Origin of the sequence: Coleofasciculus sp. (genome assembly GCF_046565525.1) — a bacterium.
Classification (GTDB): Bacteria; Cyanobacteriota; Cyanobacteriia; order Cyanobacteriales; family Coleofasciculaceae; genus Coleofasciculus.
On record NZ_JBKHUP010000012.1, the window covers coordinates 53549 to 78063 of the forward strand.

The 24515-nt window shown below is 45.5% G+C and carries 19 protein-coding genes; 10 read left to right on the top strand and 9 right to left on the bottom strand.

The annotated features are described in order from the left end of the window. Window positions 1–112 precede the first annotated feature (112 nt). Window positions 113–2566, bottom strand: coding sequence for a CHASE2 domain-containing protein (locus tag ACLGGO_RS06440; protein ID WP_446418684.1), 2454 nt, complete (start codon window positions 2564–2566; stop codon window positions 113–115). Window positions 2567–2783: 217 nt separating this feature from the next. On the opposite strand from ACLGGO_RS06440, the gene grxC reads away from it, so the two are divergent. After that, entirely contained in the window at window positions 2784–3101 is a 318-nt protein-coding gene (grxC, locus tag ACLGGO_RS06445; RefSeq protein WP_446418685.1) for a glutaredoxin 3, read from the top strand. A 166-nt stretch (window positions 3102–3267) separates the two neighbouring features. Here the strand turns inward: grxC and ACLGGO_RS06450 are convergent, their stop codons facing one another. Continuing rightward, the gene (locus ACLGGO_RS06450; RefSeq protein WP_446418686.1) at window positions 3268–6546 is read right to left on the bottom strand and encodes a plasmid replication protein, CyRepA1 family; all 3279 of its coding nucleotides are present in this window, start codon (window positions 6544–6546) and stop codon (window positions 3268–3270) included. A 473-nt stretch (window positions 6547–7019) separates the two neighbouring features. Here ACLGGO_RS06450 and ACLGGO_RS06455 point away from each other — a divergent pair, with 473 nt between their 5' ends. From ACLGGO_RS06455 to ACLGGO_RS06465, 3 genes are all read left to right on the top strand, one after another. Then, window positions 7020–7388, top strand: coding sequence for a hypothetical protein (locus tag ACLGGO_RS06455; protein WP_446418687.1), 369 nt, complete (start codon window positions 7020–7022; stop codon window positions 7386–7388). Window positions 7389–7672: 284 nt separating this feature from the next. After that, window positions 7673–8413 carry a filamentous hemagglutinin N-terminal domain-containing protein gene (locus ACLGGO_RS06460; RefSeq protein WP_446418688.1) on the top strand — a complete coding sequence of 247 codons (741 nt, stop codon included), beginning with the start codon at window positions 7673–7675 and terminating at the stop codon, window positions 8411–8413. 12 nt (window positions 8414–8425) lie between these two features. Continuing rightward, window positions 8426–9907, top strand: a complete 1482-nt coding sequence (locus ACLGGO_RS06465; RefSeq protein ID WP_446418689.1) for a hypothetical protein — start codon at window positions 8426–8428, stop codon at window positions 9905–9907. A 341-nt stretch (window positions 9908–10248) separates the two neighbouring features. Here the strand turns inward: ACLGGO_RS06465 and ACLGGO_RS06470 are convergent, their stop codons facing one another. After that, entirely contained in the window at window positions 10249–11532 is a 1284-nt protein-coding gene (locus ACLGGO_RS06470; RefSeq protein ID WP_446418690.1) for a dihydroorotase, read from the bottom strand. A gap of 503 nt (window positions 11533–12035) precedes the next feature. Continuing rightward, window positions 12036–13625, bottom strand: a complete 1590-nt coding sequence (locus tag ACLGGO_RS06475; RefSeq protein WP_446418691.1) for an NAD(P)H-hydrate dehydratase — start codon at window positions 13623–13625, stop codon at window positions 12036–12038. 176 nt (window positions 13626–13801) lie between these two features. Here ACLGGO_RS06475 and ACLGGO_RS06480 point away from each other — a divergent pair, with 176 nt between their 5' ends. Then, window positions 13802–14278: a DUF29 domain-containing protein gene (locus ACLGGO_RS06480; protein WP_446418692.1), complete on the top strand. Its 477-nt coding sequence runs from the start codon at window positions 13802–13804 to the stop codon at window positions 14276–14278. A 375-nt stretch (window positions 14279–14653) separates the two neighbouring features. Here the strand turns inward: ACLGGO_RS06480 and ACLGGO_RS06485 are convergent, their stop codons facing one another. Beyond that, window positions 14654–15793: a glycosyltransferase WbsX family protein gene (locus tag ACLGGO_RS06485; RefSeq protein ID WP_446418693.1), complete on the bottom strand. Its 1140-nt coding sequence runs from the start codon at window positions 15791–15793 to the stop codon at window positions 14654–14656. 150 nt (window positions 15794–15943) lie between these two features. Between ACLGGO_RS06485 and ACLGGO_RS06490 the strand changes: the two genes are divergently transcribed. Both ACLGGO_RS06490 and ACLGGO_RS06495 read left to right on the top strand, forming a co-directional pair. Then, a complete protein-coding gene (locus tag ACLGGO_RS06490) occupies window positions 15944–16972 on the top strand; it encodes a permease (protein ID WP_446418714.1) in 1029 nt (342 codons plus the stop codon). Between the two features lie 120 nt (window positions 16973–17092). Next, window positions 17093–17854, top strand: coding sequence for a TIGR03943 family putative permease subunit (locus ACLGGO_RS06495; protein WP_446418694.1), 762 nt, complete (start codon window positions 17093–17095; stop codon window positions 17852–17854). Between the two features lie 500 nt (window positions 17855–18354). On the opposite strand, the gene ACLGGO_RS06500 is transcribed toward ACLGGO_RS06495, so the two are convergent. The 4 genes from ACLGGO_RS06500 to ACLGGO_RS06515 form a co-directional block, all read right to left on the bottom strand. Further along, complete coding sequence (locus ACLGGO_RS06500; protein WP_446418695.1) at window positions 18355–18708, bottom strand: DUF5615 family PIN-like protein; 354 nt, start codon at window positions 18706–18708, stop codon at window positions 18355–18357. Then, on the bottom strand, window positions 18708–18941 hold the full coding sequence (locus ACLGGO_RS06505) for a DUF433 domain-containing protein (protein ID WP_446378471.1): 234 nt from the start codon (window positions 18939–18941) through the stop codon (window positions 18708–18710). Before ACLGGO_RS06505 ends, ACLGGO_RS06500 begins: the two co-directional genes overlap by 1 nt. Before the next feature lie 458 nt (window positions 18942–19399). Beyond that, a complete protein-coding gene (locus tag ACLGGO_RS06510; RefSeq protein ID WP_446335493.1) occupies window positions 19400–20002 on the bottom strand; it encodes a superoxide dismutase family protein in 603 nt (200 codons plus the stop codon). Between the two features lie 77 nt (window positions 20003–20079). Further along, window positions 20080–21057: an outer-membrane lipoprotein carrier protein LolA gene (locus ACLGGO_RS06515; RefSeq protein WP_446418696.1), complete on the bottom strand. Its 978-nt coding sequence runs from the start codon at window positions 21055–21057 to the stop codon at window positions 20080–20082. Window positions 21058–21156: 99 nt separating this feature from the next. Between ACLGGO_RS06515 and uvrB the strand changes: the two genes are divergently transcribed. The 3 genes from uvrB (at window position 21157) to ACLGGO_RS06530 (ending at window position 24468) form a co-directional block, all read left to right on the top strand. Continuing rightward, window positions 21157–23154, top strand: a complete 1998-nt coding sequence (gene uvrB / locus ACLGGO_RS06520; protein WP_446418697.1) for an excinuclease ABC subunit UvrB — start codon at window positions 21157–21159, stop codon at window positions 23152–23154. Between the two features lie 11 nt (window positions 23155–23165). Further along, complete coding sequence (locus ACLGGO_RS06525; RefSeq protein ID WP_446418698.1) at window positions 23166–23777, top strand: transposase; 612 nt, start codon at window positions 23166–23168, stop codon at window positions 23775–23777. A 235-nt stretch (window positions 23778–24012) separates the two neighbouring features. Beyond that, a complete protein-coding gene (locus tag ACLGGO_RS06530) occupies window positions 24013–24468 on the top strand; it encodes a pentapeptide repeat-containing protein (RefSeq protein WP_446418699.1) in 456 nt (151 codons plus the stop codon). Window positions 24469–24515 lie beyond the last annotated feature (47 nt).

Consider the following 24515-nt stretch of genomic DNA (forward strand, 5'->3'; position numbering starts at 1 on the left):
TTTCTCTATACAGTCTCATCCTAAGGATACCCGTACAATTTTGGGGATATTTAAAACTTTTATCAAATTTAAAACGCCATGTTGCTCTGTAGATACATAGCATTCTACGTTTCTAGTTCTGACAACGCCGCAGATAGATTTTAGCGGTTTTATCCTCAGGCACAAATTCTAAACACTGTTGAAACAATTTAGCTGCTTTACTCACATCTCTTTGATAATAAAGGCATAACGCTTGTTCAAACATCGTTTTTGTTTTCAACTTCTTCTGACGAACTGAGGAAGGATCAGCATCAAACACATCAAACACAGACACACGTTTGGTTTTACCTTTAACCTTAACCCGACCAATGAGACGAAAAGAATAGTCAGAGGGGTCACGCAAATGGTCAAAGGTGTAATGTGAAATCAGCAGCGACACTCCATACTCTTTAGTCAGGTGTTCCAAGCGAGATGCCAAATTTACAGCATCACTAATTACCGTACTATTAATATGTGTTTTACCGCCCACTGTTCCCAACATCATCAAGCCAGTATTAATGCCAATCCCGATTTCAATCGGACACTCCCCGGCTTTTTGTCGCTCTTTATTATAGAGTTTCAGGTGTTGCAACATAGCAATTGCCGCGTTGACGGCATCATCGGCACTCCCACTAAATAACGCCATAATTGCATCACCAATATATTTATCAATAAAGCCTTGATTTTCAATAATTGCTGGTTCCATGTAGGAAAGATAACGGTTAATAAAATTAAAGGTTTCTTGCGGTGTCATCGCTTCTGATAGAGTCGTGAAATTGCGAATATCTGCAAATAAAACCGACATGTTTTGCTGGGATTGATCCCCTAATTGCACATCAGAAATACTGTCCTTATTCAGTAATTGTAAGAATTGCCGGGGGACAAACTGGGAGAACGATTGATTCAACCGAAAAAGCTCGCGGGTAAACTCTTCTCGCTCGACTTGAGCTTGTTTACGTTCTGTAATATCTTCAATAAAGCCCTGATAGTAGAGTACATTGCCCTGATCATCACAAACCGATCGCGCATGTTCACAAATCCAAATAATGCTGCCATCTTGGCGATAAACTTGAGACTCAAAGCCGACAACTTCTCCCTGTTGTTCCATCAGTTTAATAAAGTGAGTGCGACGGTTCGGATCAACATAAATTTGGGTGGTTATATCGGTAATCGTGCTGATTAATTCTTCGGGAGAATTATAGCCATAAATCTTTGCCAATGCCGGATTTGCACTGCGATAGCGTCCGTCAAGGGTTGTCTGAAAAATACCTTCTAATGCATTTTCAAAAATACGGCGATATTTCTGTTGGGCTTTCTGTTGTAACTGGCGACTCTGATAATCGGCTGTGACGACGGCTGAACCCGTTAATGCGAGTAATGAGGGAACTACAGGTAACCACCACCCTGCCAAAAATAGGAGATAAGTGCCAATTAAGCTACAACCAATCGTCAGTAAAATATAAACGCCTAGGGCGAGTAATTGGAGTACGCTTTTTGGGTTCAACCGTTGATTCTTTAGTAAGAATAAACTTCCGGCTGCACCCAGAAACGACCAAGAAAAAATCTGTACTGCTTCTACCAGGGTGGGTAAGACTTTAATGAAGGGGCGTCCATCTATTGCACCACTGATAATTTGGCTGGTTAAATTAGCGTGAATAACAACGGCTGCTGTGCGACGGGGAGGGGCAAATATTGTGCTATCATAAGGGGTAAAAAATAAGTCATTGGTACTTTGCGCCTTAGAACCAATTAGGATGATGCGATCGCGGATTTTTTCTGGGGGAATTTGATCTGCTAATACATCGCGTAAGGAGACGGTATCAAAGGTGGCGGAAACACCACGAAAGTTTAAAAGAATCTGATACCCTCCCGCATCTGCATCCACATACCCCCCATCATGATTCTGGAAGGGCATAAAGATAGCTTTACCGAGACGATAATACGGCTGATTGGCATTAATCACCTCTAAAGTAATACCTTCATCCTCTAAGTACAGTAATGCTAGACGGGCGGCTAAACTTAATTGCACATCCTCATTCTCCGGTTGAATTGACAGTAACCCTCGGCGAATCTTGCCATCCGCATCCACAAGCAGATCAGCCAAACCGACTTGGGCTAAAGCGTCCAAGGTGGGTGGAGAGGCGACGCGATCGCCCACTCTTTTTTCGACCCCAATTAGATTCGGCGTAGACTGCATCACCTCCACCCATTCCTGATGTCCAGGTTCTACGGGTAAATCTCGATACAGATTTAAACCCATCACTCGTGGTTTAGCCGCTTTCAGGGTATTAATTAAGTCAGCCAAAACTCCATCAGGAATGGGCCACTGTCCCACCTGATTAATATCAGTTTCATCAATCGTGACTAAGAGAATGCGAGAGTCTGGGGATTCTTGGGGACGCAGACGGAAATATTGATCCAGGGTTGCCCATTCCAATAGCTGAAATAAACCCGCCCCATTAAGGGCAAGGATAATCAGAGTCACACTAGGAGTGATCAATAAGATTCCTTGCCATTGCTTAATCCACGTTTTCAGCCTTGACCTCATCAGACATCTCCCTTCTGAATTCCTCCATCTCCAACCGTTAATTCCCTATTGCCGTAACCCAGCAATAACCCTGTTGAGTCGGTCTATAAATTAATCTAATATTACTCTTTAGCTATTTGAAACTACCCTGGCAATAGCCGTGGCAAATAAGCAGGATTTGCTTAACAAGACTTAATACTTTAAGCTAGAAAATAGAAACATTGAAAATAGAGATAAAATGTTCAATTATATCAACTCCCTTCTCGGACGTCATCCCGAACGCATCAACGCTAATGTCGAAATTTACACCTGGCAAACTTGCCCCTTTTGTATTCGTGCCAAGATGTTACTTTCGTGGAAAGGTGTCAACTTCACAGAATATAAAATCGACGGCGATGAAAATGCCAGAACCAAAATGGCAGAACGAGCAAACGGACGACGAACCGTCCCCCAGATTTTCATCAACAACCAGCATATTGGTGGCTGTGATGAACTTTACAGTTTAGACGGTCAGGGCAAGTTAGATCCATTACTATATCAGCCGGCTCAAGCATGAAACCCTCTCAGAGACGTAGCATGGTACGTCTCTGTTTTGACTACCTGCAAGCAGGGGAGATTTTAGCGGGTCAGTTATTTCTCCCATGCTGCACTAATGAGATTCTTCATTCCGCTGTCGCTCCATTCAGAATGACAAAGGACTAATGACGAATAACGAATGACAATCAACAATCCGAGAAATTAAGACAAAGCTGCACATAGTCAACCCCTGCATCAATTTTTGTCTGTGTTGAACAAGCATCCAGTCGTTGATGAGACTTTTCTAACACCTCACAGCTTTGCGCCAACCACTGCTGAAATACCTCAAATCGACCATCCGATGGATGAACCACCTGATAAACGCGCACGCGATTTAAACGCTTACTTTCACGACCAATACATTGAAGTCCATAGCCAATCTTATCCAACAAACGCCGGACAATCCGAATGGGTGTCGCATTTGACGCCAATCCAATCCCCAACGTCGTTTTAATCGACGCCCGATCCGATAGTGCCAATCGCGCCATCGCCTTCAAATCCTGATCAGTTCCTCGTAACTCACGCCCCCTATCTGCCAGCAAAACTGGCACCCCCAAAAGTTCCATCGTCCCTACCGCCGCCCCCAATTGAGAACGATTAAAGTCAGGCAAAAAAATACTTCCACCCCCTAATTCAATCAATCGACGTGCCATCGCCGCATCCCGTTGCGCCAAATGGTCTCGCCCTAAGGTGAGAAAATAATGCAGCAATAGCTTTTGATACCAACCCTGATCATCCTTAGCCACCAGTTGAGCAGTAACCGGAATCCGATAACGCTGCTTTAAGTCATACTTACGAATCGCGCGTCGTTGAGCAAGGGTTTTCACTAATCGTTTTTGCCCGGTATTATACTGATGATCACTGAGATTTTTAGCCCGGGCGATCGCTAAACATTCTGCTTGATAGTTTTGGTCTTTCACCGCCGCGATCGCAGCCGTCAGCGAATCCGCTTCAACCTTCCCCTGTGTCTGGTTAGCCTCTCCTCCCGTCTGTTGATCGGAAACCTCAACCACCTGATGCCCTTCCTCCCGCAGCGCCGCCAGTACCGATTCGCGATACTGAAACATGGACGCATTATGCCTTACCGCCATTCTTGCCCAGCACAATAGCGATTCCGCTTGAAAACCCGTCTCAATATCATCAAGGGCATCAAAATCGGATTGTTGTAACAATCGAATATTAAGCTGAGTCAAACGCCGTCCCGATGTCAACAAAGCGGGAATCGACGTTGAACCATTTCCCACCCGATTAAACCCACCAGGTGCCACCCACAGGAACCGAGGCAAATTTTGCCGCACCCGCCCTAACGCCTGACGCACCGAGTTTTCACTTTGCACCCCAATCGCAATCCCCCAAACCGAGGTGAAATGTCCCTCCAACTCAATGCTGACTCCCGTTTCAATCACCGGACTTGCCAGAACAATATCATACTGACTCAAAACCCCATCCAAATCACGCATACAGCCATACGCCGGATGAGTCGGTTCAGCTAGGGATTCTGAATCAATGCGGAGAATCTTCGCCTCAGGAAATCGAGAACGCAGATACGCTTCCAACGTACAAGTTCCCCACTGACTCCCCCGTTTCTGGGCGGAAAGGCAAACAAAGGGTTTCCCACCCGCTTCAATGTGCCATTCCAAGTCCTGAATCAATCGTTCTGGTTTAGGTTCCGGATAATAGTTTACCCGCCACGATTCCAACTCGCTGGGTTTCCAGGTATTGTGAATAATATAAGGATTTTGGGGAACCCCCGACAAAGAAATTAGGTAATCGATAGAGACATCACTCAAATCCGCATCCGCCACATAGACTTGCCCCTCACCTGCCAAAACATTCTGCATCAATGTCTTTAGGGATTTCAGAATCGCCACTCGACGACTACTGCAAGTATCCGAATCCAACCCATGCCAAAGAACCTGTTCCACTTCATCTATAATTACCACCCCATCTGACCAGTTCACCGCCTCAAACCTAGCCTGAGAAGTAGGATGGAGAGAGTCAACGCACAGACCATAGCCTAACGTAGCACCTGTATCCCCATCCTGTACCTGAGTGATATAGTTCAAGCCAAAGCGCTGACACAACGCCTCCACGAGTCGCACCCGATGACCAATCACCAAAACCCATTTCTGGCGCTTGATGGCGTCTTTGACAATCGTTTCTAACCATTGGGTTTTCCCTGTCCCTTTGGGGGATTTAATCCCAATCAGTTTGGCATCCTCAGGAATCGATAGTTCCCCTAAATAGCGGTGATTTACCTGTACCGTGGGCGGATACGTCAGGCGGGTTAAGGACTGGGCTTTCCAGGTATCGAGGGGGACGGCGGTTTGATAGGCGGCGTCAAAGGCTGTCTGAGTACTGATGGCAATTAAGTCATCCACCCCTTTCCCTTGGTCTGGATGCCAACTGATTACTTTGACAGAACATCTCTGTTGGGTTAATAAATATCCCAACTGGCGAATAGCCGCATTAACCGTTTTGATCGTACTCGGTTTAGTGTCTTGGTCGAAGGCAATATAAATCGTTCTCCCCGGCGTTGCTAATTTGAGTAACTGGGGGATGAGGCGAGACTTAGCGATACGATTTCCCTGTTCATCTCTAGGGACACGATAGCCCCCAAATACACCAGGGAGGGCAATGGCTGCATAGCCGGCGGTGAGTAAAGCCCCCGCTTTCTTCGCGCCCTCAGTAATACACAAAGGAACTTCTGGATGGGCGATAAGCCACTGCCAAAATCCGTTGGCAAGTGTTGACCCTTCACCGCCTTCGAGGGCATAGTTTTGAATGTGTAGGGGTGGGTTTAGGGACTGAGTGGGGGCGATTGATGATAACGTTTCTGCAAAACCCGCCCTGACCGATGTGTAGGGGTGGGTTTCACTATTATCGTTTTTTTCCCATCCTGATGTGACCAAACCCGCCCCGACTGAGTTTTGAGTGTTGAGATTAAACCCGCCCCCAGACGCACCATGGCAAGACGCGCCATGGCACGTCTCTACATTGATCTGATCAAATGGAAGCGTCATGTTATAGCGATTAGCAATACCTTGCCACAGATGTAGGGGGACACGTAGGGCAAAGATACCTGTGGGGGTTAGAGGCGGATGTTCATATTTAATCGGTTTTCCTGTTTGAGTATTGTGCCGAGGAGAACTGGGCTTGAAACAACCCCAGAGGTCATCATTACCTGTGAGTAGGTCAATTCCGGAACACCACCATCCGCCGTGTTCTGTATGTTCGTAGCGTTTGAGGATGCGGTGACTGACACGACCATCATTGCGTCGTGGTAATGTATCCGCGTAGAGTAAATAGTTTGATGGGCAAGTGCCAGTTAAAGGGATAACGTTCAGGCGGGTGAGTTGGTCATCGATACAGCTACTGTTCCATTCTTGCAGATAATTCACGGGATTAGAGATTGAGTGGGTCATACAGGAAACTACACTACATCTAGTAGCCAAACTAGATAGGTTAGGAAAGGAACACTAATTATAGGGCTTGTTGACCAACGATCGCAGCGTCCTGTAAAAAAATGGCGGTGCAGGGGTGAGGGGGGTGTCCTGGTATGAACTAGCGTGGCACGGCTAAAATCGTGGAATCGATTGATTTTACGGGTTTTATGGGCGCACGTCGAGAAAGGACGCACGTCGATGCGCCCCTACGGTTTCCGGTTGAGTTAAATTCAGGACGGATTGAATTCAGGATAATTGAGGTAAATCTTAAAATAATTGAGGTCAATCTCAAAAGTTGTTAACGCTTCAGGACAAAAACAGAGACAAAAGCCTAAACCATGAAATTAAAGTCAGAATTGCAGTATTTTAAAATTGCTCAAAAATAACGAATTTTCCCGAAATAAATAATGCCACAATAAAAACAAATAACCTAATCCTAGGTCGATAAATCAATGACGAAATGCTTACTTCGTCTGACTGGTATTAGCATTTTAGGAACTTTAACCGTTGCCACGGCTAGTCATGCCACGCCCGTATTTAACGACTTATCAACGAAACAAGCCATTATTCGTTCTAATTTAAAACATGGGATTCTACCAAACCTAAAAACACTAAATATTAAACTTGCAGGAGATCTAACCTTGAATCAAAAAACCACAAGTAGCAATAAAGAGCCTCGACCTTCTTCGCCCAATTTCCTGACCCGTTCTGAATGCCGAGGCAGTTCCCGGAGACAGGAAAAACAAGACTATTCAATGTTAGATTTTCGCTTTTGGATTACCGAAAATCCCTGTAATGAGGGCAAAATTGATCAAGATTGAAGCCTCCAGGGAAACTCTCCTTCCCAAGCTCTGCCTGGGAAGGTTCATTGGGAGGCAAAGCCTCCCTGTTTTACAACTTACCGATAACATTCTTCATTTATTTTCTTATCGTCAGAAAATATAAACTCCAACAAATGACGAACTATTTTGTTCTGAAAATCGCGAATATTTCCCAATAATACGGAGTTTAAATTTAGGAAACAGATATATAAACTTATTCTATTTGACCAGTATAATTAGGAACAAGCTACCTTGACAGGGGCAATTTAGGAGGCTGATAAGCGATGGCAAAAATAACCCATCCGTTGCCGAAACAGGCACAGATAAAAGAGGCAACTGGACAACCAGGTTCCAGGGAAATATTGAAGTCTGTCGGTAGATTGATTGGTAAGAATCGCTCAAAACGGACTGGATACATCAGCGTAGGGACTGTGGCGCTCACCAGTTGTATTTGGCTAGCTTGGGGTAGTGACGCCATTGCCCAGATTATCCCCGATGAAACCTGGGGCACCGAACAATCGGTGGTTGAGAAAGGTGATATCGACGGCGCTATTGTTGATTTGATTACCCAGGGAGCAACTCGTGGTGCTAACCGATTTCACAGTTTTGAACAATTTGATATCGGGGAAGGGCAGAATGTCTATTTTGATTCTCCCCAAGGAATTGAAAATATTTTTAGTCGGGTAAGGGGAAATGACGCCTCGGATATTCTGGGGACGCTGGGTGTCAATGGTGGGGCAAATCTGTTTTTTATTAATCCCAATGGGATTATCTTTGGGGACAATGCCTTTCTGGATGTTCAGGGTTCGTTTGTAGCAACCACAGCCAATGGGATTCAGTTTGGGGAACAGGGGTTTTTTAGTACCACCCAGTCAGAGGTTCCTTCGCCGTTATTGACAGTGAATCCTTCGGCATTTCTGTTTAATCAAATCACGCCGGGGAGAATTGAAACGCGCTCAATTACACCAGAAGGATTTGACCCATTCGGCTTTCCTGTCTCTGGTTTGCGAGTCCCTAATGGTTAAAGTCTGCTGCTGGTGGGTGGAGATATCCTGATTGATGGGCAATTTGATCTACCCCAGTTGGACGTTGGAGCCGGATTGACTGCAATAGAAGGTCGAGTGGAATTAGCCGCCGTTGCGGGTTCGGGGACAGTAGGACTAGATGTTAATGGTAACACCCTCTCATTGAATGTTCCCCCACAAATGCTGCGAGCCGATATAGCGTTAACCAATGGCGCTGTTGTCACCACTGCTGGTGATGTAGCTGAAGGTGGGGGTGATATTCAACTGTGGGGAAGGCAAATCACTCTGGCAGAGGCTTCTCAGATATTCTCTAGTACTTTTGGTGCAGACAAGGGCGGAAATATTGTGGTGATTGCCTCGGAGTTAGTGGAACTTACAGACTCACCCAGTGGCTTTTTTGCAGAGAGTGATGCAACCGGAGACGGCGGAGATGTGACTGTTACGACGCCCGTGCTACGGGTATTGAATGGGGGAGTGATTTCCACAGCCGCTTATTCTACAGGCAATGCGGGTAATATAGTGGTGAATGCTGGAGACATTTTATTACAGGTGGAAGACAGCTTAACTATCTCTGGAGATTTCAGTGGAGTGTTTGCTGATACAGGAGGAGACTCTAGTGGCAATGGCGGTAGTATCATTATTGATTCAAAAAAAGTAGTGGTTCGGGATGGTGGGCAAATCGCTGTTGAAAGTCAAGGAACAGGCGATGCAGGCAACTTAACGGTAATCGCTGAATCTATTTATTTAGAGAATGGACGACTAAATGCTGAATCGGCTAATGGAAGAGGCGGAAACATCCAGCTCAAAGTAAAAGACGTACTCCTATTACGCGGTAATAGTCTAATCTCTGCATTTAGTGGTGTTGCCGGAAATGATGGAATTGATGGCAATATCACTATCGACACAACCTTTTTAATCGCTATACCCAACGAAGATAGCGACATAGTTGCCACGGGATTTGGGCGTAGCGTTGGCAGTAATATTCAAATCAATGCTCAACGGATTTTTGGCACGCAATTCCGCCAACAACGCACCCCCGACAATGATATTGTGGCGACGGGAAAAGTTGTATTAAACACCCCGGATATTGACCCCACCCAGGATTTAGCACCCCTCCCCATCACGTTCATCGATATATCCAATCAAATTGACAACCGTTGTTCATCCAATGGCAGACTAGCATCCAGAGGTGACAAATTTATCATCACTGGACGTGGCGGTTTACCCTTATCCCCGGATGATCCGCTCCCCAGTTATACTGTTATAGAAGATTTAGGCAATTACGTTGAATATGAGCCAACTGAGTCGATACAATCGTCACCGATAATGATCAACCGCGAATCAATTTCAGATGAGAAACCCCGGCAAATTGTTGAGGCTCAAGGGTGGTACAGAGATGCTCAAGGTAATGTGATTCTTACCGCAGAACCAACGATGGAAACATTCCATGAAACCGGGTGGAACCCAGCGAATTGTCTGTCGGAAAAACCTTGATAAATGGTGCCTGGGGCGAGTCGAGAAAATTCATGGATTTCCCCTTCACGATAGTGCAGCGACTCGCCCCTACAGGACACGTAACACATAAAATAGGACTTTCCGAACTGTTGTAGAGACGTTGCATGCAACGTCTCTACCAAATGATGCGTCCTAACCGCTATGGCGATTGCTATATGAAAAAATGTACCGTCCTCTAGACCCCGTTCAACCTTAACCTATAGTGGATTGACACATCTAAAATTGTGGAGTAGATTTTACCATTGAATAGGGCGCACATCGGTGCGCCCCTACGGTTTCCGGGCGTAAGATTAAATGAGGGGTTCCCTACAGATGGTGGTTCAATAAAATGGCGTCAATCCTGACCAGGTTTGAACGGTGCGCCCCCTAATCTTTTGCCCAAACCACGGTGTATTTCTAGAGAGGGATTTTAGGGTATCTTGTGCAATTATCCAACTCTGCTGCGGGTCAAATAACACCAGTTCGGCGGGTTGCTCATTGGCAATCTTGGCGGGGGATTGACCTAGACAAAACGCTGGATTTGTGCTGATAGTTTGCCATAGTTGCAAAGCTGAACATACGCCAGTGTCCACTAAATTTTGCCAAAGCAAGGGTAACGCTAATTCTAAACCAATGACTCCTGGTGGCGCTTCGGCAAAGGCAACGGTTTTCTCTTCGTAGGTGTAAGGTGTATGGTCAATGGCAATAGCATCAATCACGCCATCCCGAATTCCTTCGATTAGGGCGATTCGATCATCGGGATTACCTAATGGGGGTTCGATGCGTAAATTGGGATTATAATTACTTAAATCTTGAGTATCCAGCAGCAAATGCATCCAAGAGGTACTCGCGGTTACCGGAACCCCTCGTGCTTTCGCCTCTTGAATCAGTTCCACGCCGCGACGGGTTGATATACGCATCAAATGTACCGGAGTCGCGATCGCACCTACTACTTCTAAGATGGCAGATAATGCGGCTGATTCTGACATCGAGGGATTTCCGGGGATACCAAAACGGATGGAGTTCGCCCCTTCGCGCATCACCCCATTTCCCTTTAACTTCAGATCACACGCCCATAACGCCACAGGTATTTGCAACGGGTGCAAGTATTCTAACACTCGCCTCAGTAGAGCCAGATTAGACAAAGGACGCCCATCGGCAAAACCCACGACGCCTGCGGCGGCTAACTCAGCCAGTTCCGTCATCTGTTGTCCTTCCACGCCTTGGGTTATTGCACCCCAGTAATACAGGTGAGGGGAAGATTGGCTGGGATGGTATCGTTCCTGCTGGCGCACACGGGCAAGTCCAGAAGGATTATCTAACGGCGGTACTGTATCCGGCAAAATGGTTAGTCGGGTAAAGCCTCCAGCAGCCGCCGCCGCCAGCAGTGATGACCAAGTTTCTCGTTCTTCATATCCGGGTTCCCCCGAATGACTGTAAAGATCGACTAAGCCAGTCCCTAAAATTAGACCTTGGCAATCCCGCACCACAGTATCGCTTGACCACTCCGTAATTTTCGGTGCAACAGCTTTGATTATGCCATCTGTAATCAGCACATCAGCGAGTTGGTCGGTTCCGGAAACCGGATCTAATAGTCGGACTTGTTGCAGTAGTTCACTAGTCATGGGAAACACACAATGGGGGATTTAAGGACGGAGGGTTCAGTCATTCATCGTTCGGTTGCCAGACAGCCAAATACTTGACAAATAAGAAATCCCCGGATTTGATGATTGTTGGTTGTTGAACAAAGTCAAAAATATTAGCCGTGCGAAGAAGATTTGTCAAGGCAAGTGTTCAAGGCAAACGTAATGATCGAGTGACAAAAACTCAGGCTCAAGAATGGCTTGCCTGATTTCCATACCGAGAAGTATTGCAGCAGAAGACCGATAAATGGGTGAACCTTCCGGAAAACTACTGCTATCAACACTTCTGGAGTAGAGAATTTCGTCTAACGGCTGTAGACTTTAGTAAAAGTTCACAAAATCTTTGGTGTTATCCTACCCCGGTCTTTCTATTTGAATCTCTTATATCTCAAATTTAGGGAACGTCATTCATCATTTCATCATTCGTCCTTTGTCCTTTGTTTGCTCCCCGGCTCGCTATCGTTCCACGCCTTACGTTTCTACACCTATGCCCTCTGCTTTCTGCCTTCTTGGAACACGGGTATGAGATATTCTGACAAGGTAAAAGCATCCACACCCAACTCAGTGCGTTCCTGTGCGGCTAAAATTCCAGCTTGGGCATGGCACCAAGCCGCCGCCGCGACGGTGGCGTCTAGGGGAAACTTAGCTGTAGCAGGCTGTGCGACTAAACCGCCGATGAGTCCGGTGAGAACATCCCCACTTCCACCACGGGCTAGGGCGGGTGTACTTTCTGGCACCAGCCAAACCGATCCCTGGGAATTCGCGATCGCACTTCTGGCTCCTTTTAATAAAATCACTGATCGACTCAGCACAGACGCCTTTTGCACCGCACTCACGCGATCGGGAAGCAACTCAGCCGAATCGGGAAATAACCGCTTAAACTCACCAACATGAGGCGTTAACACCGTCGCCCCCTGACGCCGGATTAACGTGGGAATCGTTTTCAGTTCTGCCAAACTATTTAAGCCGTCGGCGTCTAAGATCAGAGGACATTCTACCCCCATTAATCCTTGTACCAAAGACTTAGCATCCAGAGTCAAACCCGGACCACAGGCGATCGCACTAAATTTACTTAAGTTTACAGAATCAGGAAGTTGTGCGATCGCGCCACTCGCTGTTTCCGGACAACCAATCACCAGCGATTCCGGGACATGACTGACTAATAACGGTTTCAGCGATTCCGGGACAGCCACAGATAGCATCCCTACCCCAGACGCCCGCGCCCCCAGTGCGGTTAAAATCGCGCCGCCAGAATATTGGGTTGAGCCACAAACCAATAGCAGATGCCCTTCTTTATACTTATAAGTAGCGGCTGGACGTTGTAGAGGTAGACAATCCCGCACCATGGAGGGAGTCACCCGCATTAGTCCCGGCGATTGACCCAAAACTGCCCAAATATCCGCCAAGGGAATACCAAAATCAATTAACTCCGCCTCACCCAGAGAATCCAATCCTTGATCTTGTAAAAATGCCTGCTTCCATAACCCCAAGCAGAACGTGCGAGTTGCCCGAATCGCTGTACCCAAGACTTCTCCTGTATCCGTGTGCATCCCAGAGGGTAAATCGATACTAAGGATGGGTAGGGATTGTTGATTCAATTGCTTAACCGTATCCGCCAGATTTCCTGCGAGCGATCGCGTTTGCCCAAATCCAAACAATCCATCAATAATTAAATCACAATCCAGCAACGGCTGAATCTGCTCATAAAAGGGAATCCCCAAACTCTGAGCATATTGAGCATGTTGGGAGGTTAATTCCTTGAGCTTATTAATGGGACGATAAATCAGCACCTCATAGCCCTGACACTGTAACTCCCGCGCCACTACCAAAGCATCACCGCCATTATGTCCCGGACCCACTAACACACCCACCCGCCGCGTTTGCGGATAGGGATAAAGGGTTTGAATCCGCCTCGTAATCAACCCCGCCACCTTTTCCATCAACGCGGCGACAGGCATTCCCGCCTCAAAGATACGCCCTTCAATCTCGCGCATCTGCTCAGCGGTAACTACGATTTGTTCAATTTGTTCACGTCGCTTTGTCGGTTGCACAGCAGTTATTCCCCATTTCGCCATCTTTGATTATTGTGCCGTTAAATGCTGATTTGCATCAGCCCACTGAAAGATTAGCAACTTGCCAACCGAAGTAATCCCCTTTTTGCCCTGGAGCCTTCTGCCTTTCGCGATAAACCCGGATTGGGTGTGACAAGCAATTGTTTAGACTATCAATAGATTAGCCATAAAATAACAAGATGAAAACAACCAATAAATCGTCTCCAGCTTACGAACTCGACTTTTATGGATGGACACAGGAACAAGCGAGATTGCTCCAGGAACAAAAGTGGAGTCATTTAGATATTCCCAACTTGGTTGAGGAGATAGAAGCATTGGGTAGACAGGAACGGCAAGAGCTGGAAAATCGCTTGGGAATTTTATTAGGACATTTGCTCAAGTGGGAGTTTCAGCCTGATAAGCGCTCAAGGAGTTGGTTTGCTACTATCCGGGAACAACGCCGTCGCGTCGAACGGCTGCTTAAAAAAAGTCCCAGTCTGCAACCTTACCTACCTGAAGCCCTAGAGAATGGATATCAAGATGCCTTAGATTTAGCGGTTCGCGAAACATCTTTGAGTTACAAAACCTTTCCCCCAGAATGTCCTTATTCTCTGGAGCAGATTCTCAATAACAACGTTTTTCCTGGAGAGACTTTTGAGCCAGAGGAATACACTTAAGCCGAATGTTGGACATTCGTAGTTGCGCTGTATTCGCCATCAACGTTTGCTTCGTTACAACAAACATTTAGTTTAGTTCAAACTAACGATGGCGTTGGGTTACTCTACCCTTCGGGTTCTCCTCCGGAGTACGAGAAGGCTGACGCTCCTTACGTCGCTATCGCTGCGCGTCACGTCTACGTTCCAAGAGCCCAACCTACTTGCGTTGACATACACCCAACTCGCTAATGCTCTACAATTTTCCATTGGCTTGCTGAATATTGAACACAACAATCATAGCGAATCCCGGTTTACAAACCTCTTTATCATCTAGTCCGCGCAGGCGGACTTTGTTTGTGTAGTTGTGACTTCTAGTCGCCGATTCTAATTTGAGTTTCAACTATAGATTTCATCGCGAATAACTTCTAAAAAAGCTTTGCCAAATTTCAGATCAGGCTCCAAATAATTCCCCTCCGCCCATTCATTCCACGAACGAATAAAAATTAGCTGCTTTTCAGATTCCCGTTCCGATACAGTGTCAATTGCCTCTTGCAGATGAACTCTAAATAAATCAGGAGTTGATTTGAGAAACACCAATCCATAGATACCTGTTCTCGGCGTGTTATCCCAATTCGGAAAAATACAGGGATAAGTCAAAAAATAGGGGTGACTTCCCTTAAAAGCACACTTAATCGCTTTTTCGTAGGAATAAAGTAGCGGATAATCCGAAAACTGTTTATGTTTTTGGTAGAATCTCCGAGATGAGAACGAACTAAACTTTTGCTTAACTTTAGTTAAACCCTGCTTCTCTGGTAAAATTCGGGCGGAAGACTGCGTAAAAACGTAATCCGGATTGATAATAACAGACGCATCAAACCCATTGGCTTCAGGAAACCAGTATTCATGTCGGGCAACTCCAATTAAATAGAGTCCGTTTAACCCGGATTTAATTGCTAAGTCTCTCCAACAGTCCGTAAATTGTTTCGGGTCTGGCAATTCCTCCGGATTATAAACCAGAAATAGGGGTTTACCCTCAACCGTGATATAGCGGGGATCAGTAAACGCATCCAGGAGGGTATAGAAATGAGTCGTATAATCTGCCAAACCAGGGTAAGTTTGCTCAATTAAAACCCGATCCGGACAACCATGCCAAATCCCCGTCCAAGTTTGATTTGCCCAAGCTAAACAAAACGGAAAATTCGGCTCACCTGATTTTAAGACCTCATTAAATGGTCGTTCTAAAACTCGCTTACCCGCAAACCAATAATGCCAATAACAAAACCCTTCAATTCCATACTCTCTTGCCAGATCCGTTTGCGCTTGTCGGGCTTCGGGTAAACGCAAATCATAAAAGCCTAAATCAGCGGGAATTTTGGGTTGGTTGTGTCCGGGGAATAATGGCTTGGCTTTAGCAACGTTTGTCCATTCTGTGAAGCCTTTTCCCCAGGCTTGATCATTTTCAGGGATGGGATGAAATTGCGGCAGATAAAACGCAATTAGACGAGCCTTTGCTGATTTTAAGGGGTTGGTTGTCATTACGGAAATGTCCTCATGGATATCATTTGCTTAATATTAACCCCCCTAACCAAAGCCATTCGAGTTCCTGATTCCCTCCCTCCCTGGAAACTATCTGATACAATAGCGCTTACGTGTAAAAAGACCCTCGATCGCGAAACGCTTAAATGCATGAGTCAGTTAAACAACGCCTTTACCCTTTTCTTGAGTTTGCTGGTCGAGGCAATCCCATTTTTACTCATTGGCGTCTTATTTTCCGGCTTACTGCTGTTGTTCGTCGATGAGGGACGGCTGATTGCTTCCTTACCGAAGAACCCCTTCCTCGGGGCGGTTGTGGGGAGTTGTGCGGGATTTTTCTTCCCGGTGTGTGAATGTGGGAATGTTCCTGTGTCACGGCGGTTGCTGCTACAAGGGGCACCTGTATCGGTGTCAATCGGGTTTCTGCTAGCCGCCCCCACGATTAACCCGATTGTAATTTGGTCAACTTGGGTCGCCTTTCGAGATCAGCCGGAAATTGTGGTCTTACGGGTCTTGTTTTCCCTGAGTATTGCCATAGTTATCGGTTGCGTCTTCAGCGTTCAGAAAGATATGCGTCCTTTGTTGCAACAGACTATCACCCGTTCCATGGTGCTTCCCAAAGAACGCAAAGTCAAACCTTCTGTGCAAAAGGAACCCCAACCCGCCCTCCTGCAATCAGGTACATTTTTACTGGGTCAACCGGGAACCCCCATCCCCATGGATGCGACAGTTCTCCAAGCCTCACTCGCCGCTACCCCCCCCCGTAAGCCTTGGTCCGATCGCTGGCGCTTGTTCTTAGACAATACCGTGCAAGAGTTACGAGAGTTAGGCGCTGTGCTAATAATTGGGAGTGCGATCGCGGCGACGATTCAAGTCGCCGTTCCCCGTGAAATCATCCTCAGTTTGGGTTCGGGTCCACTCACCTCAATTCTGGCGATGATGGTATTAGCCGCCGTCGTTTCTATATGTTCAACCGTTGACTCCTTCTTCGCCCTAGCCTTTGCTTCAACTTTTACCAGTGGTTCATTATTAGCCTTTTTGGTATTCGGTCCAATGATAGACATCAAAGCAATTGGTTTAATGTTCTCCGTCTTTAAAGCTAGGGCAATTTTTTACTTATTTGCCCTCGCCGCCCAATTAACCTTTTTGCTAACCTTAATGGTTAATTTACATCTGAGTTAGTTATAAAGTTTTGAATGTGTAGGGGCGGGTTTCACTACTATCGTTTCTCACCTAACCCCGATGTGACTCGCGCCCGCCCCAACTCAATTTTGAACGAAAGAATTATTTAACGAATGAAAAATGATAAAAAGACAAAATCTTTGGCTACCCATATTAGATGTTATCACCCTAGGCATTTGGGGGATTTTATTAATTCAATACTGGGTCAGTGGCGAGTTAAATTTACTCATTCACCCGAATTACTTTGCCTTAGTTCTGGGAACTGGGATACTTTTGCTAGTGCTGGCGGTGTTAAAAGCCATTCAAGTCATCGGTCAATTACCACCCCGAAATCCCAAAACGATGCCGATGATGCAACATATTAGCTGGTTTCCACCGGGTTGGAGTACAGGATTGTTGTTAGCCACGGCGATTTTAGGACTATTGGTGGAACCCAAAGTCTTTACCAGCCAGATAGCGATTCAACGAGGTGTCATGGAATCCTTAACCGCCACCCGCACCCAGCCCCAATCCTTTCGCAGCGCTAGCAAACCCGAAGCGCGATCGCTGATTGAATGGATTCGCACCCTAAGTGTTTATCCTGAACCTGATGAATATGCGGGTCAAGCGGTTAATGTTAAAGGGTTTGTAGTTTATCCCGAAGACCTATCCTCGAACTATTTATTAGTGACTCGTTTTGTGATTACCTGCTGTGCAGCAGATGCTTATCCGGTCAGTTTACCCGTGAAACTTCCGGGAAATCGTAAGGCTTATGAACCGGACACCTGGATACAAGTGAAAGGTAAAATGATTACGGAAACGTTAAAAGGTAAACGGCAATTGGTGATTGACGCGAGTGAGGTGGAAAAAGTCCCTGAACCCGATAATCCTTACTATTACTAAGTTCCTGATTACGCCTCTTTTAGGATTAGTCATATTCGCTTTCCCAATCTTCCCCATCTAGAACGGAAAACTCTGTTAAATCTGGATCATTTAAGAAATCATCGGCTGTAGCAGGAATGAAGGAAGCTAGAATTTGATGGCGTTCTGCAATGGGTAGTTTGGTGATTTCACTCAGAGATGGGTGTTCTTGTTGGAGTTTAAACGATGAACTAGAATCAGGTGTTTGCTTTCCCAGTTTTTGCCCAATAAATTACACAAAATCTAGGACTTCTTGCTGCTTCTCAATGGGTAGTATACGCAAGCGATTTAAGACTGCTTGTTCAATATCTGTGGTTTTCATTAGTGAGTTGCCTATCTACTTTTTCTGGGTTCATCAGGGTTCAGTTATCATTATACTGATTATAATTAAAAGTCAAGGGTTTTCGATGACAGTGCGATCACTATTTTTATTACCACCAACTAGAAGGCTCTGCCTACGTTTTGCAACCCAACTTACATGGCTATTGATGAACAATTATGACATCGCGACTAATTTCTATAAAACTATGTTGATCAAACAATGTAAATAGCTGTGGTATATGAGTCAAAAATAACGCCTCAAGTTCGTTGTTTTTGATGTTACCTGTGGTAATTAGCAATAGTTTGTAAGGTTCCTGGCGCAGCAAAAACGAATCACAAAAATCTCTATCTTTGGTAACAACAATCCGATTCTGTTGGATTGATATGGCGTTTATCTCGGTATCAGTTGTAGCATTTTGCTGAGATAAATCTTTTGTGTGAATTGTATCGTAACCAGCAGATTGTAGAAAACGTGCCAGACGTACTGGTAACTGGGCATCGACTAAAAATTTCATCAAGCTATGTGGTAAATGCTTTTCACCTGAGTCAATCGCGTGGCAAATTGCAAAGCGGCTAGAATATCATCCTGTTCCAAATCATCGTAGTCGGCTAAAATCTCATCGATACTCATACCAGCACTGAGCAATTCCAGGATGAATTCAACCGGGTAACGTAGTCCTCGTATGCAAGGTTTACCGTGGCAAATATTTGGATCAAGCGTGATTCGCGCTAAAAAGGTGGTTTCCATATGTATAGAGGTTTAGTCTCAGCAATAATTGCTCTCAAGCTTTCTTCTGTGATGATTGAACGACTAATACCAAGTTGCAGTCTAAGGTAGAATTTGTCATGCTGAGCAAAACGCCGTGAAACGGAGTGATGCTCACGCATCTGTCCATATTCTGACGCTCGTTCCGACGCTCGTTCCTCGCTACCGCTTCGCTAACGCTATCGCGCAAGCGTCACGCTTCGCTCTCCAATGACATGATAGAACGCAGCTTGGTATAAGAGTTTATCAGGGTTTATGGATAATTATAGCTGCAATCTGCGATCGCGTCTCCTCAGATTTAAATCCCCTACTTCTTAAAGAAATTGGGGATCTCACCTTCATCAATCATTTTAAACAGCTAGAGCGAGGCTTCGAGGACAAGCCATTGGATTTGAAAGCCAGCCAACCAACCCATAACCCAGTTGAATTTTGTCCGACTCCTACGAATCAGTCACTTCAATAATTCCACAGCCAACTCGTCCACCAGCATTACCCGTAGGTTGACCGAAATCATCTGGCTTTTCATGAAGAATCACCGCCCGATTCCCAATCGCATATTTCCCTTCAGTGAACGTGAGTCTCTCAACAGTCATACTTTTTGTACCAGTACCATCTTCAGCCATCGTAATATTGCCTAAATCTCCCCCATGAGCATTCTCAAACCCATCTTCGGTAATTAATCCATGTTTCACATCATCTGGATTAAAATGACCGCCAGCCGCATTCCCTTGATCCGCACAACTACCCGATTCATGGATGTGGAAAGCACGTTCTCCCGATGGAGCATTTGTCATTGTCACTTCAATCAACATACCATCCGCCGTGTTGGTAAACTCAGCCTCCCCCAAAACTTCTGAGGGATCAGTTGTGCTGTTGATGACGGCGGTGGCGATGCTAGCTTGTTGTTCTGTCACTTCTTCTTGGGGTTCTGTCACAGGTTCCTCAGTCACATTGTTTGTTGGCTGACAGCCGTACACGAACATCAGCAGCGTCGAAAAAAACGCGATCGCGATAATTCTTAGGGGTCTATTAATCAAGGTCATCTCCAGTTAAATGGTAATGCACTACAATTTGAATCTAACAAGTCAAACTCAAGCTATTATTAATCCTCAGCTATTTCCTAAAAAATGTCAATTTCCATAGACTCCACCTGAGTCACCCCGGCTGGCGGATAAAAGGTAAAAGTATCAGCAGCAACAATAGGAGATGGCACACGGCGAATAATGTCTTCGGTCATCTTGATATCCATTCCGTCCGCTTTCCCACTAATTTGAAGCTGATCAACTGCGGCTGTATTCGGTTCCACCAAAAATGTGAACGTAAATCCAGCTTTGCGATCTTTATAATTATAGGCATAGTAGTCTTGTCCCTCTAAATTTAGAATATTACCCTGCAATGGCATATCATCTTCCGCCTTAAAAACCGATTCAAGCTGATCAATCACTCCCTCTGCCGTCACTCCACCGTCAGAAAAGGCTTGCCTAAAAGGAGCAGACATTTCTAGAAATAACATCGAAGAAAAGCCAATAAAAAAGCTATTATTCGACTGATCAAAACGTTCATAATCCATAACGGTGTATTGCTTTAATTCCGGGTTATAAATCCATACCTGATCACCATTAGAAACCAGAATATAAGTCGGTTGGGCAAATCCACCTGACTCAGGTGTAGAAATTTCGGTGCGAAACTGCTGAGGAGATTGGGCAATTGTTTTAACCAACACCGAAAATTGACCGGTAAAACCCTGTGCCTCAAAACTGAATTGCATTTCGGATTCCGTTTGATAGCGTTCGGCTTGAATAAAATTAGCAACCGTTCTGGCTAAAAGACTGACATCAAGTTCATCCGTCAAGGGACGGCTCATTCCTGGTGTCGGATTCGACTGAGTGATTTGATTGGGGACAACTGATTCTGAGGGAGAAACTTGAACCTCTCTAGATTGAGGCTTGACCCGAACTCCCGGTTCCCCATCTTGTCCCGCCCTAGCAGTAGTTATACTAAATAGTGTCCCGTTGTCGCAGATAGAGGGAATGATACCCCAGGCATTCACCGTGGCAGTTATGCCGAAAATTGTAATGGCTTTTTGCAGTCGGTTCATTGCAAAAGTTAATCGTTATTCCTTTTACCCTAAACCAAAGCAGGCATCATGAATGATGAATTTTCTATTCCCTGTTCCCTGTTCCCCCTTCCCTGACAAATGATACCCTTTGATCTGCAAGCCCCCTTTGAAGCCAAGGGCGACCAACCCCAAGCCATTTCCCGCCTAACAACTTCTCTGAAAGCGGGTAACCGTTTCCAAACCCTCCTCGGTGCGACGGGAACGGGTAAAACCCATACCGTAGCCAGAGTGATTGAACAGATGGGCAAACCCACTCTGGTACTGGCGCACAATAAAACCTTAGCCGCCCAACTCTGTAACGAGTTGCGGGACTTCTTTCCCCAGAATGCGGTGGAGTATTTTGTCTCCTACTACGACTACTACCAACCGGAAGCCTATATTCCCGTCAGTGATACCTATATCGAAAAAAGCGCCGCGATTAACGATGAAATCGATATGCTGCGCCACTCCGCCACGCGATCGCTCTTTGAAAGGCGAGATGTGATTGTGGTAGCCTCGATTAGCTGTATCTATGGCTTGGGCATTCCCTCAGAATACCTCAAAGCCGCGATCCGGGTGCGAGTGGGTACAGAATTAAATCAGCGTAAACTCCTGCGCGATTTAGCCTCTGTCCAATATTCCCGCAATGATATAGAAATGGGGCGGGGACGGTTCCGAGTCAAGGGAGATGTACTCGAAATTGGTCCGGCTTATGAAGACCGAATTATTCGCGTCGAATTCTTTGGTGATGAGATTGATGCTATCCGCTATGTTGACCCCGTGACAGGTGGAATTATCCAAAGTCTCGACGCCCTCAATATCTACCCCGCCCGTCACTTTGTTACCCCAGATGAACGATTAGAAGAAGCCTGTAACGCCATTGAAACGGAACTCCAAGAACAAGTCACCCAGTTACAACAGGCTGGCAAATTACTCGAAGCCCAGCGCTTAGAACAGCGCACCCGCTATGATCTAGAACTCTTGCGCGAAGTTGGATATTGTAATGGTGTGGAAAACTATTCCCGCCACCTCGCCGGACGTAGGGCGGGAGAACCCCCAGAATGTTTAATTGATTACTTCCCCAAAGATTGGTTATTAGTCGTGGATGAATCCCATGTCACCGTACCCCAAATTCGGGGTATGTACAACGGCGACCAAGCCCGGAAGCGGGTATTAATTGACCATGGTTTTCGCTTACCCAGTGCAGCAGATAATCGTCCCCTGAAGGCAGAAGAATTTTGGACAAAAGTCAACCAATGTATCTTTGTTTCCGCTACTCCTGGAGATTGGGAACTTGAACAGTCCCAAGAACAGATAGTGGAACAAGTAATTCGTCCCACGGGGGTTGTTGACCCAGAAATCTTTGTCCGTCCCACCGAAGGTCAAGTGGATGACTTATTCGCGGAAATTCAGGAACGGGCATCCAAAAAAGAACGGGTACTTATCACCACGTTAACTAAGCGCATGGCAGAAGATTTAACTGAATATTTACAGGAACGCGGCATTCGCGTGCGCTATTTACATTCGGAAATTAATTCAATTGAACGGATTGAAATTTTGCAATCATTGCGGGAGGGCGATTTTGATGCACTCATTGGCGTGAATTTGTTGCGCGAGGGGTTAGATTTACCAGAAGTATCTTTGGTGGCTATCTTAGACGCTGATAAGGAAGGATTCCTCCGGGCTGCACGATCCCTGATTCAAACCATTGGTCGGGCGGCGCGTCATGTTCGGGGACAAGCCATTCTCTATGCTGATAATCTCACTGATAGCATGGCAAAAGCCATTGATGAGACAGAACGGCGTCGGGGAATTCAATTGGCATATAACCGGATGCATGGAATTACTCCCCAACCGATTGTCAAAAAATCCAGTAATGCAATTTTGGCATTCTTGGATGTGTCGCGGCGGTTGAATCATCAACAGTTAACAAAGGTTTCTGAACAAGTAGAGGATTTACCCTTAGAACAGATTCCTGAGTTAATTAGTCAATTAGAAACTCAGATGAAGGAGGCGGCAAAGAATCTGGAGTTTGAGGAAGCTGCCCAGTATCGCGATAAAATTAAGCATCTGCGGGATAAACTGGTGGGTCGGTAAGGGAAAATGAAATGGTTAAAAAATATAATCCTCAAATTCATCATCGACGTTCAATTCGCCTGAAATCCTATGACTATAATCAGGAGGGTGCTTATTTTGTGACAATCTGTGTTCAAAATCGTGAATGTTTACTTAGCACTATCACGAATCAAAGACTGCAACTCAATGAATATGGCGAAATCACTCATCATGTTTGGCACCATCTACCCGATCATTTTGACAACCTAGAAATTGATGCTGCCGTTATCATGCCCAATCATTTTCACGGCATCATCATCTGTACGGGTTTGGTCTCCAAACCCCCCAATCCTCCCAATTTCTCCAATTCCCCGAATCCCCCCAATTCCCCGAATGCCTGTACGGGTTTGGTCTCCAAACCCCCCAATCCATTTTTTGTGCAAAAAACACAACTCGGCAAAATCATCGCTTATTTCAAATATCAAACAACTAAATTAATCAATCAAAAACGAGATTCAATCGGAGCTAGATTTTGGCAAAAAAACTATTATGAGCATATTATCCGTAATGAAGAAACGCTCAACATTTTGAGGCAATATATAATTGACAATCCATTGCGTTGGGGAAATGATCAATTACATCCAAACAACCCATCAAAATGGTAATCATTCTGTAGGAGACCAAGAGGGTTTGGAGACCAAGAGGGTTTGGAGACCAAGAGGGTTTGGAGACCAAGAGGGTTTGGAGACCAAACCCCTACGCCAATTCAAAATGTTTCGATATTCTTATCGTTTAAATGCATAACTTCCTATTTTAACTTAGAATTTAATAAACCACAGATGCAACTCAACCCGCCCAGACCAAATTTTAAGTGGTAGAACCTTAAAAAGCTTAAGTGATATGAAACCCCTAAACATAATTATTTCCCTATTCGTTTTCAGTACACCTGCTTGTACTGGAGTGACAGTCGAACAGACAAACTCTGACGTTCCAGCAAAGATAGCCAAAGCGAGAGATTGCCCTGGCTGTGACTTGAGTAATGTCGATCTCAAGGGTGCCAACTTAAAAGGTGCTAATCTCAAGGAGGCTATATTAGATGGTGCGAATCTGAGTAATGCCAATTTAGCAGAAGCAGATTTGAGTGGAGCCTCTCTAAATGGCGCTAATTTGAATGGGGCAAACTTCAACAGTGCGAACCTTAAAGGCGTCGATTTAAGTAATGCTTCGTTAATTAGTACCAACTTAGTCAACGCTAATTTACGCCAAGCCAAGATTAAAACCGCAAATGTTTATCTAACCAACTTTTGTGGAGCTACTATGCCAAATGGTAGTCGGTCAATGGAAGGGTGTAGTTAGCAAAAATTGTCATCGTTACTCTTTTAGCTAAAATTATCTGGCTGATC

Excerpts from the sequence above, each read along its gene's own strand:
- ACLGGO_RS06490 (WP_446418714.1), top strand. The coding sequence starts at position 15,944 with ATGAGTCAGTTAAACAACGCCTTTACCCTTTTCTTGAGTTTGCTGGTC.
- ACLGGO_RS06460 (WP_446418688.1), top strand. The coding sequence starts at position 7,673 with ATGGCAAAAATAACCCATCCGTTGCCGAAACAGGCACAGATAAAAGAG.
- ACLGGO_RS06495 (WP_446418694.1), top strand. The coding sequence starts at position 17,093 with ATGATAAAAAGACAAAATCTTTGGCTACCCATATTAGATGTTATCACC.
- ACLGGO_RS06450 (WP_446418686.1), bottom strand. The coding sequence starts at position 6,546 with ATGACCCACTCAATCTCTAATCCCGTGAATTATCTGCAAGAATGGAAC.
- uvrB (WP_446418697.1), top strand. The coding sequence starts at position 21,157 with ATGATACCCTTTGATCTGCAAGCCCCCTTTGAAGCCAAGGGCGACCAA.
- ACLGGO_RS06455 (WP_446418687.1), top strand. The coding sequence starts at position 7,020 with ATGACGAAATGCTTACTTCGTCTGACTGGTATTAGCATTTTAGGAACT.
- ACLGGO_RS06530 (WP_446418699.1), top strand. The coding sequence starts at position 24,013 with ATGAAACCCCTAAACATAATTATTTCCCTATTCGTTTTCAGTACACCT.
- ACLGGO_RS06510 (WP_446335493.1), bottom strand. The coding sequence starts at position 20,002 with ATGACCTTGATTAATAGACCCCTAAGAATTATCGCGATCGCGTTTTTT.
- ACLGGO_RS06480 (WP_446418692.1), top strand. The coding sequence starts at position 13,802 with ATGAAAACAACCAATAAATCGTCTCCAGCTTACGAACTCGACTTTTAT.
- ACLGGO_RS06475 (WP_446418691.1), bottom strand. The coding sequence starts at position 13,625 with ATGGCGAAATGGGGAATAACTGCTGTGCAACCGACAAAGCGACGTGAA.
- ACLGGO_RS06505 (WP_446378471.1), bottom strand. The coding sequence starts at position 18,941 with ATGGAAACCACCTTTTTAGCGCGAATCACGCTTGATCCAAATATTTGC.
- ACLGGO_RS06485 (WP_446418693.1), bottom strand. The coding sequence starts at position 15,793 with ATGACAACCAACCCCTTAAAATCAGCAAAGGCTCGTCTAATTGCGTTT.
- ACLGGO_RS06525 (WP_446418698.1), top strand. The coding sequence starts at position 23,166 with ATGGTTAAAAAATATAATCCTCAAATTCATCATCGACGTTCAATTCGC.
- ACLGGO_RS06470 (WP_446418690.1), bottom strand. The coding sequence starts at position 11,532 with ATGACTAGTGAACTACTGCAACAAGTCCGACTATTAGATCCGGTTTCC.
- ACLGGO_RS06500 (WP_446418695.1), bottom strand. The coding sequence starts at position 18,708 with ATGAAATTTTTAGTCGATGCCCAGTTACCAGTACGTCTGGCACGTTTT.
- ACLGGO_RS06440 (WP_446418684.1), bottom strand. The coding sequence starts at position 2,566 with ATGAGGTCAAGGCTGAAAACGTGGATTAAGCAATGGCAAGGAATCTTA.
- ACLGGO_RS06515 (WP_446418696.1), bottom strand. The coding sequence starts at position 21,057 with ATGAACCGACTGCAAAAAGCCATTACAATTTTCGGCATAACTGCCACG.
- grxC (WP_446418685.1), top strand. The coding sequence starts at position 2,784 with ATGTTCAATTATATCAACTCCCTTCTCGGACGTCATCCCGAACGCATC.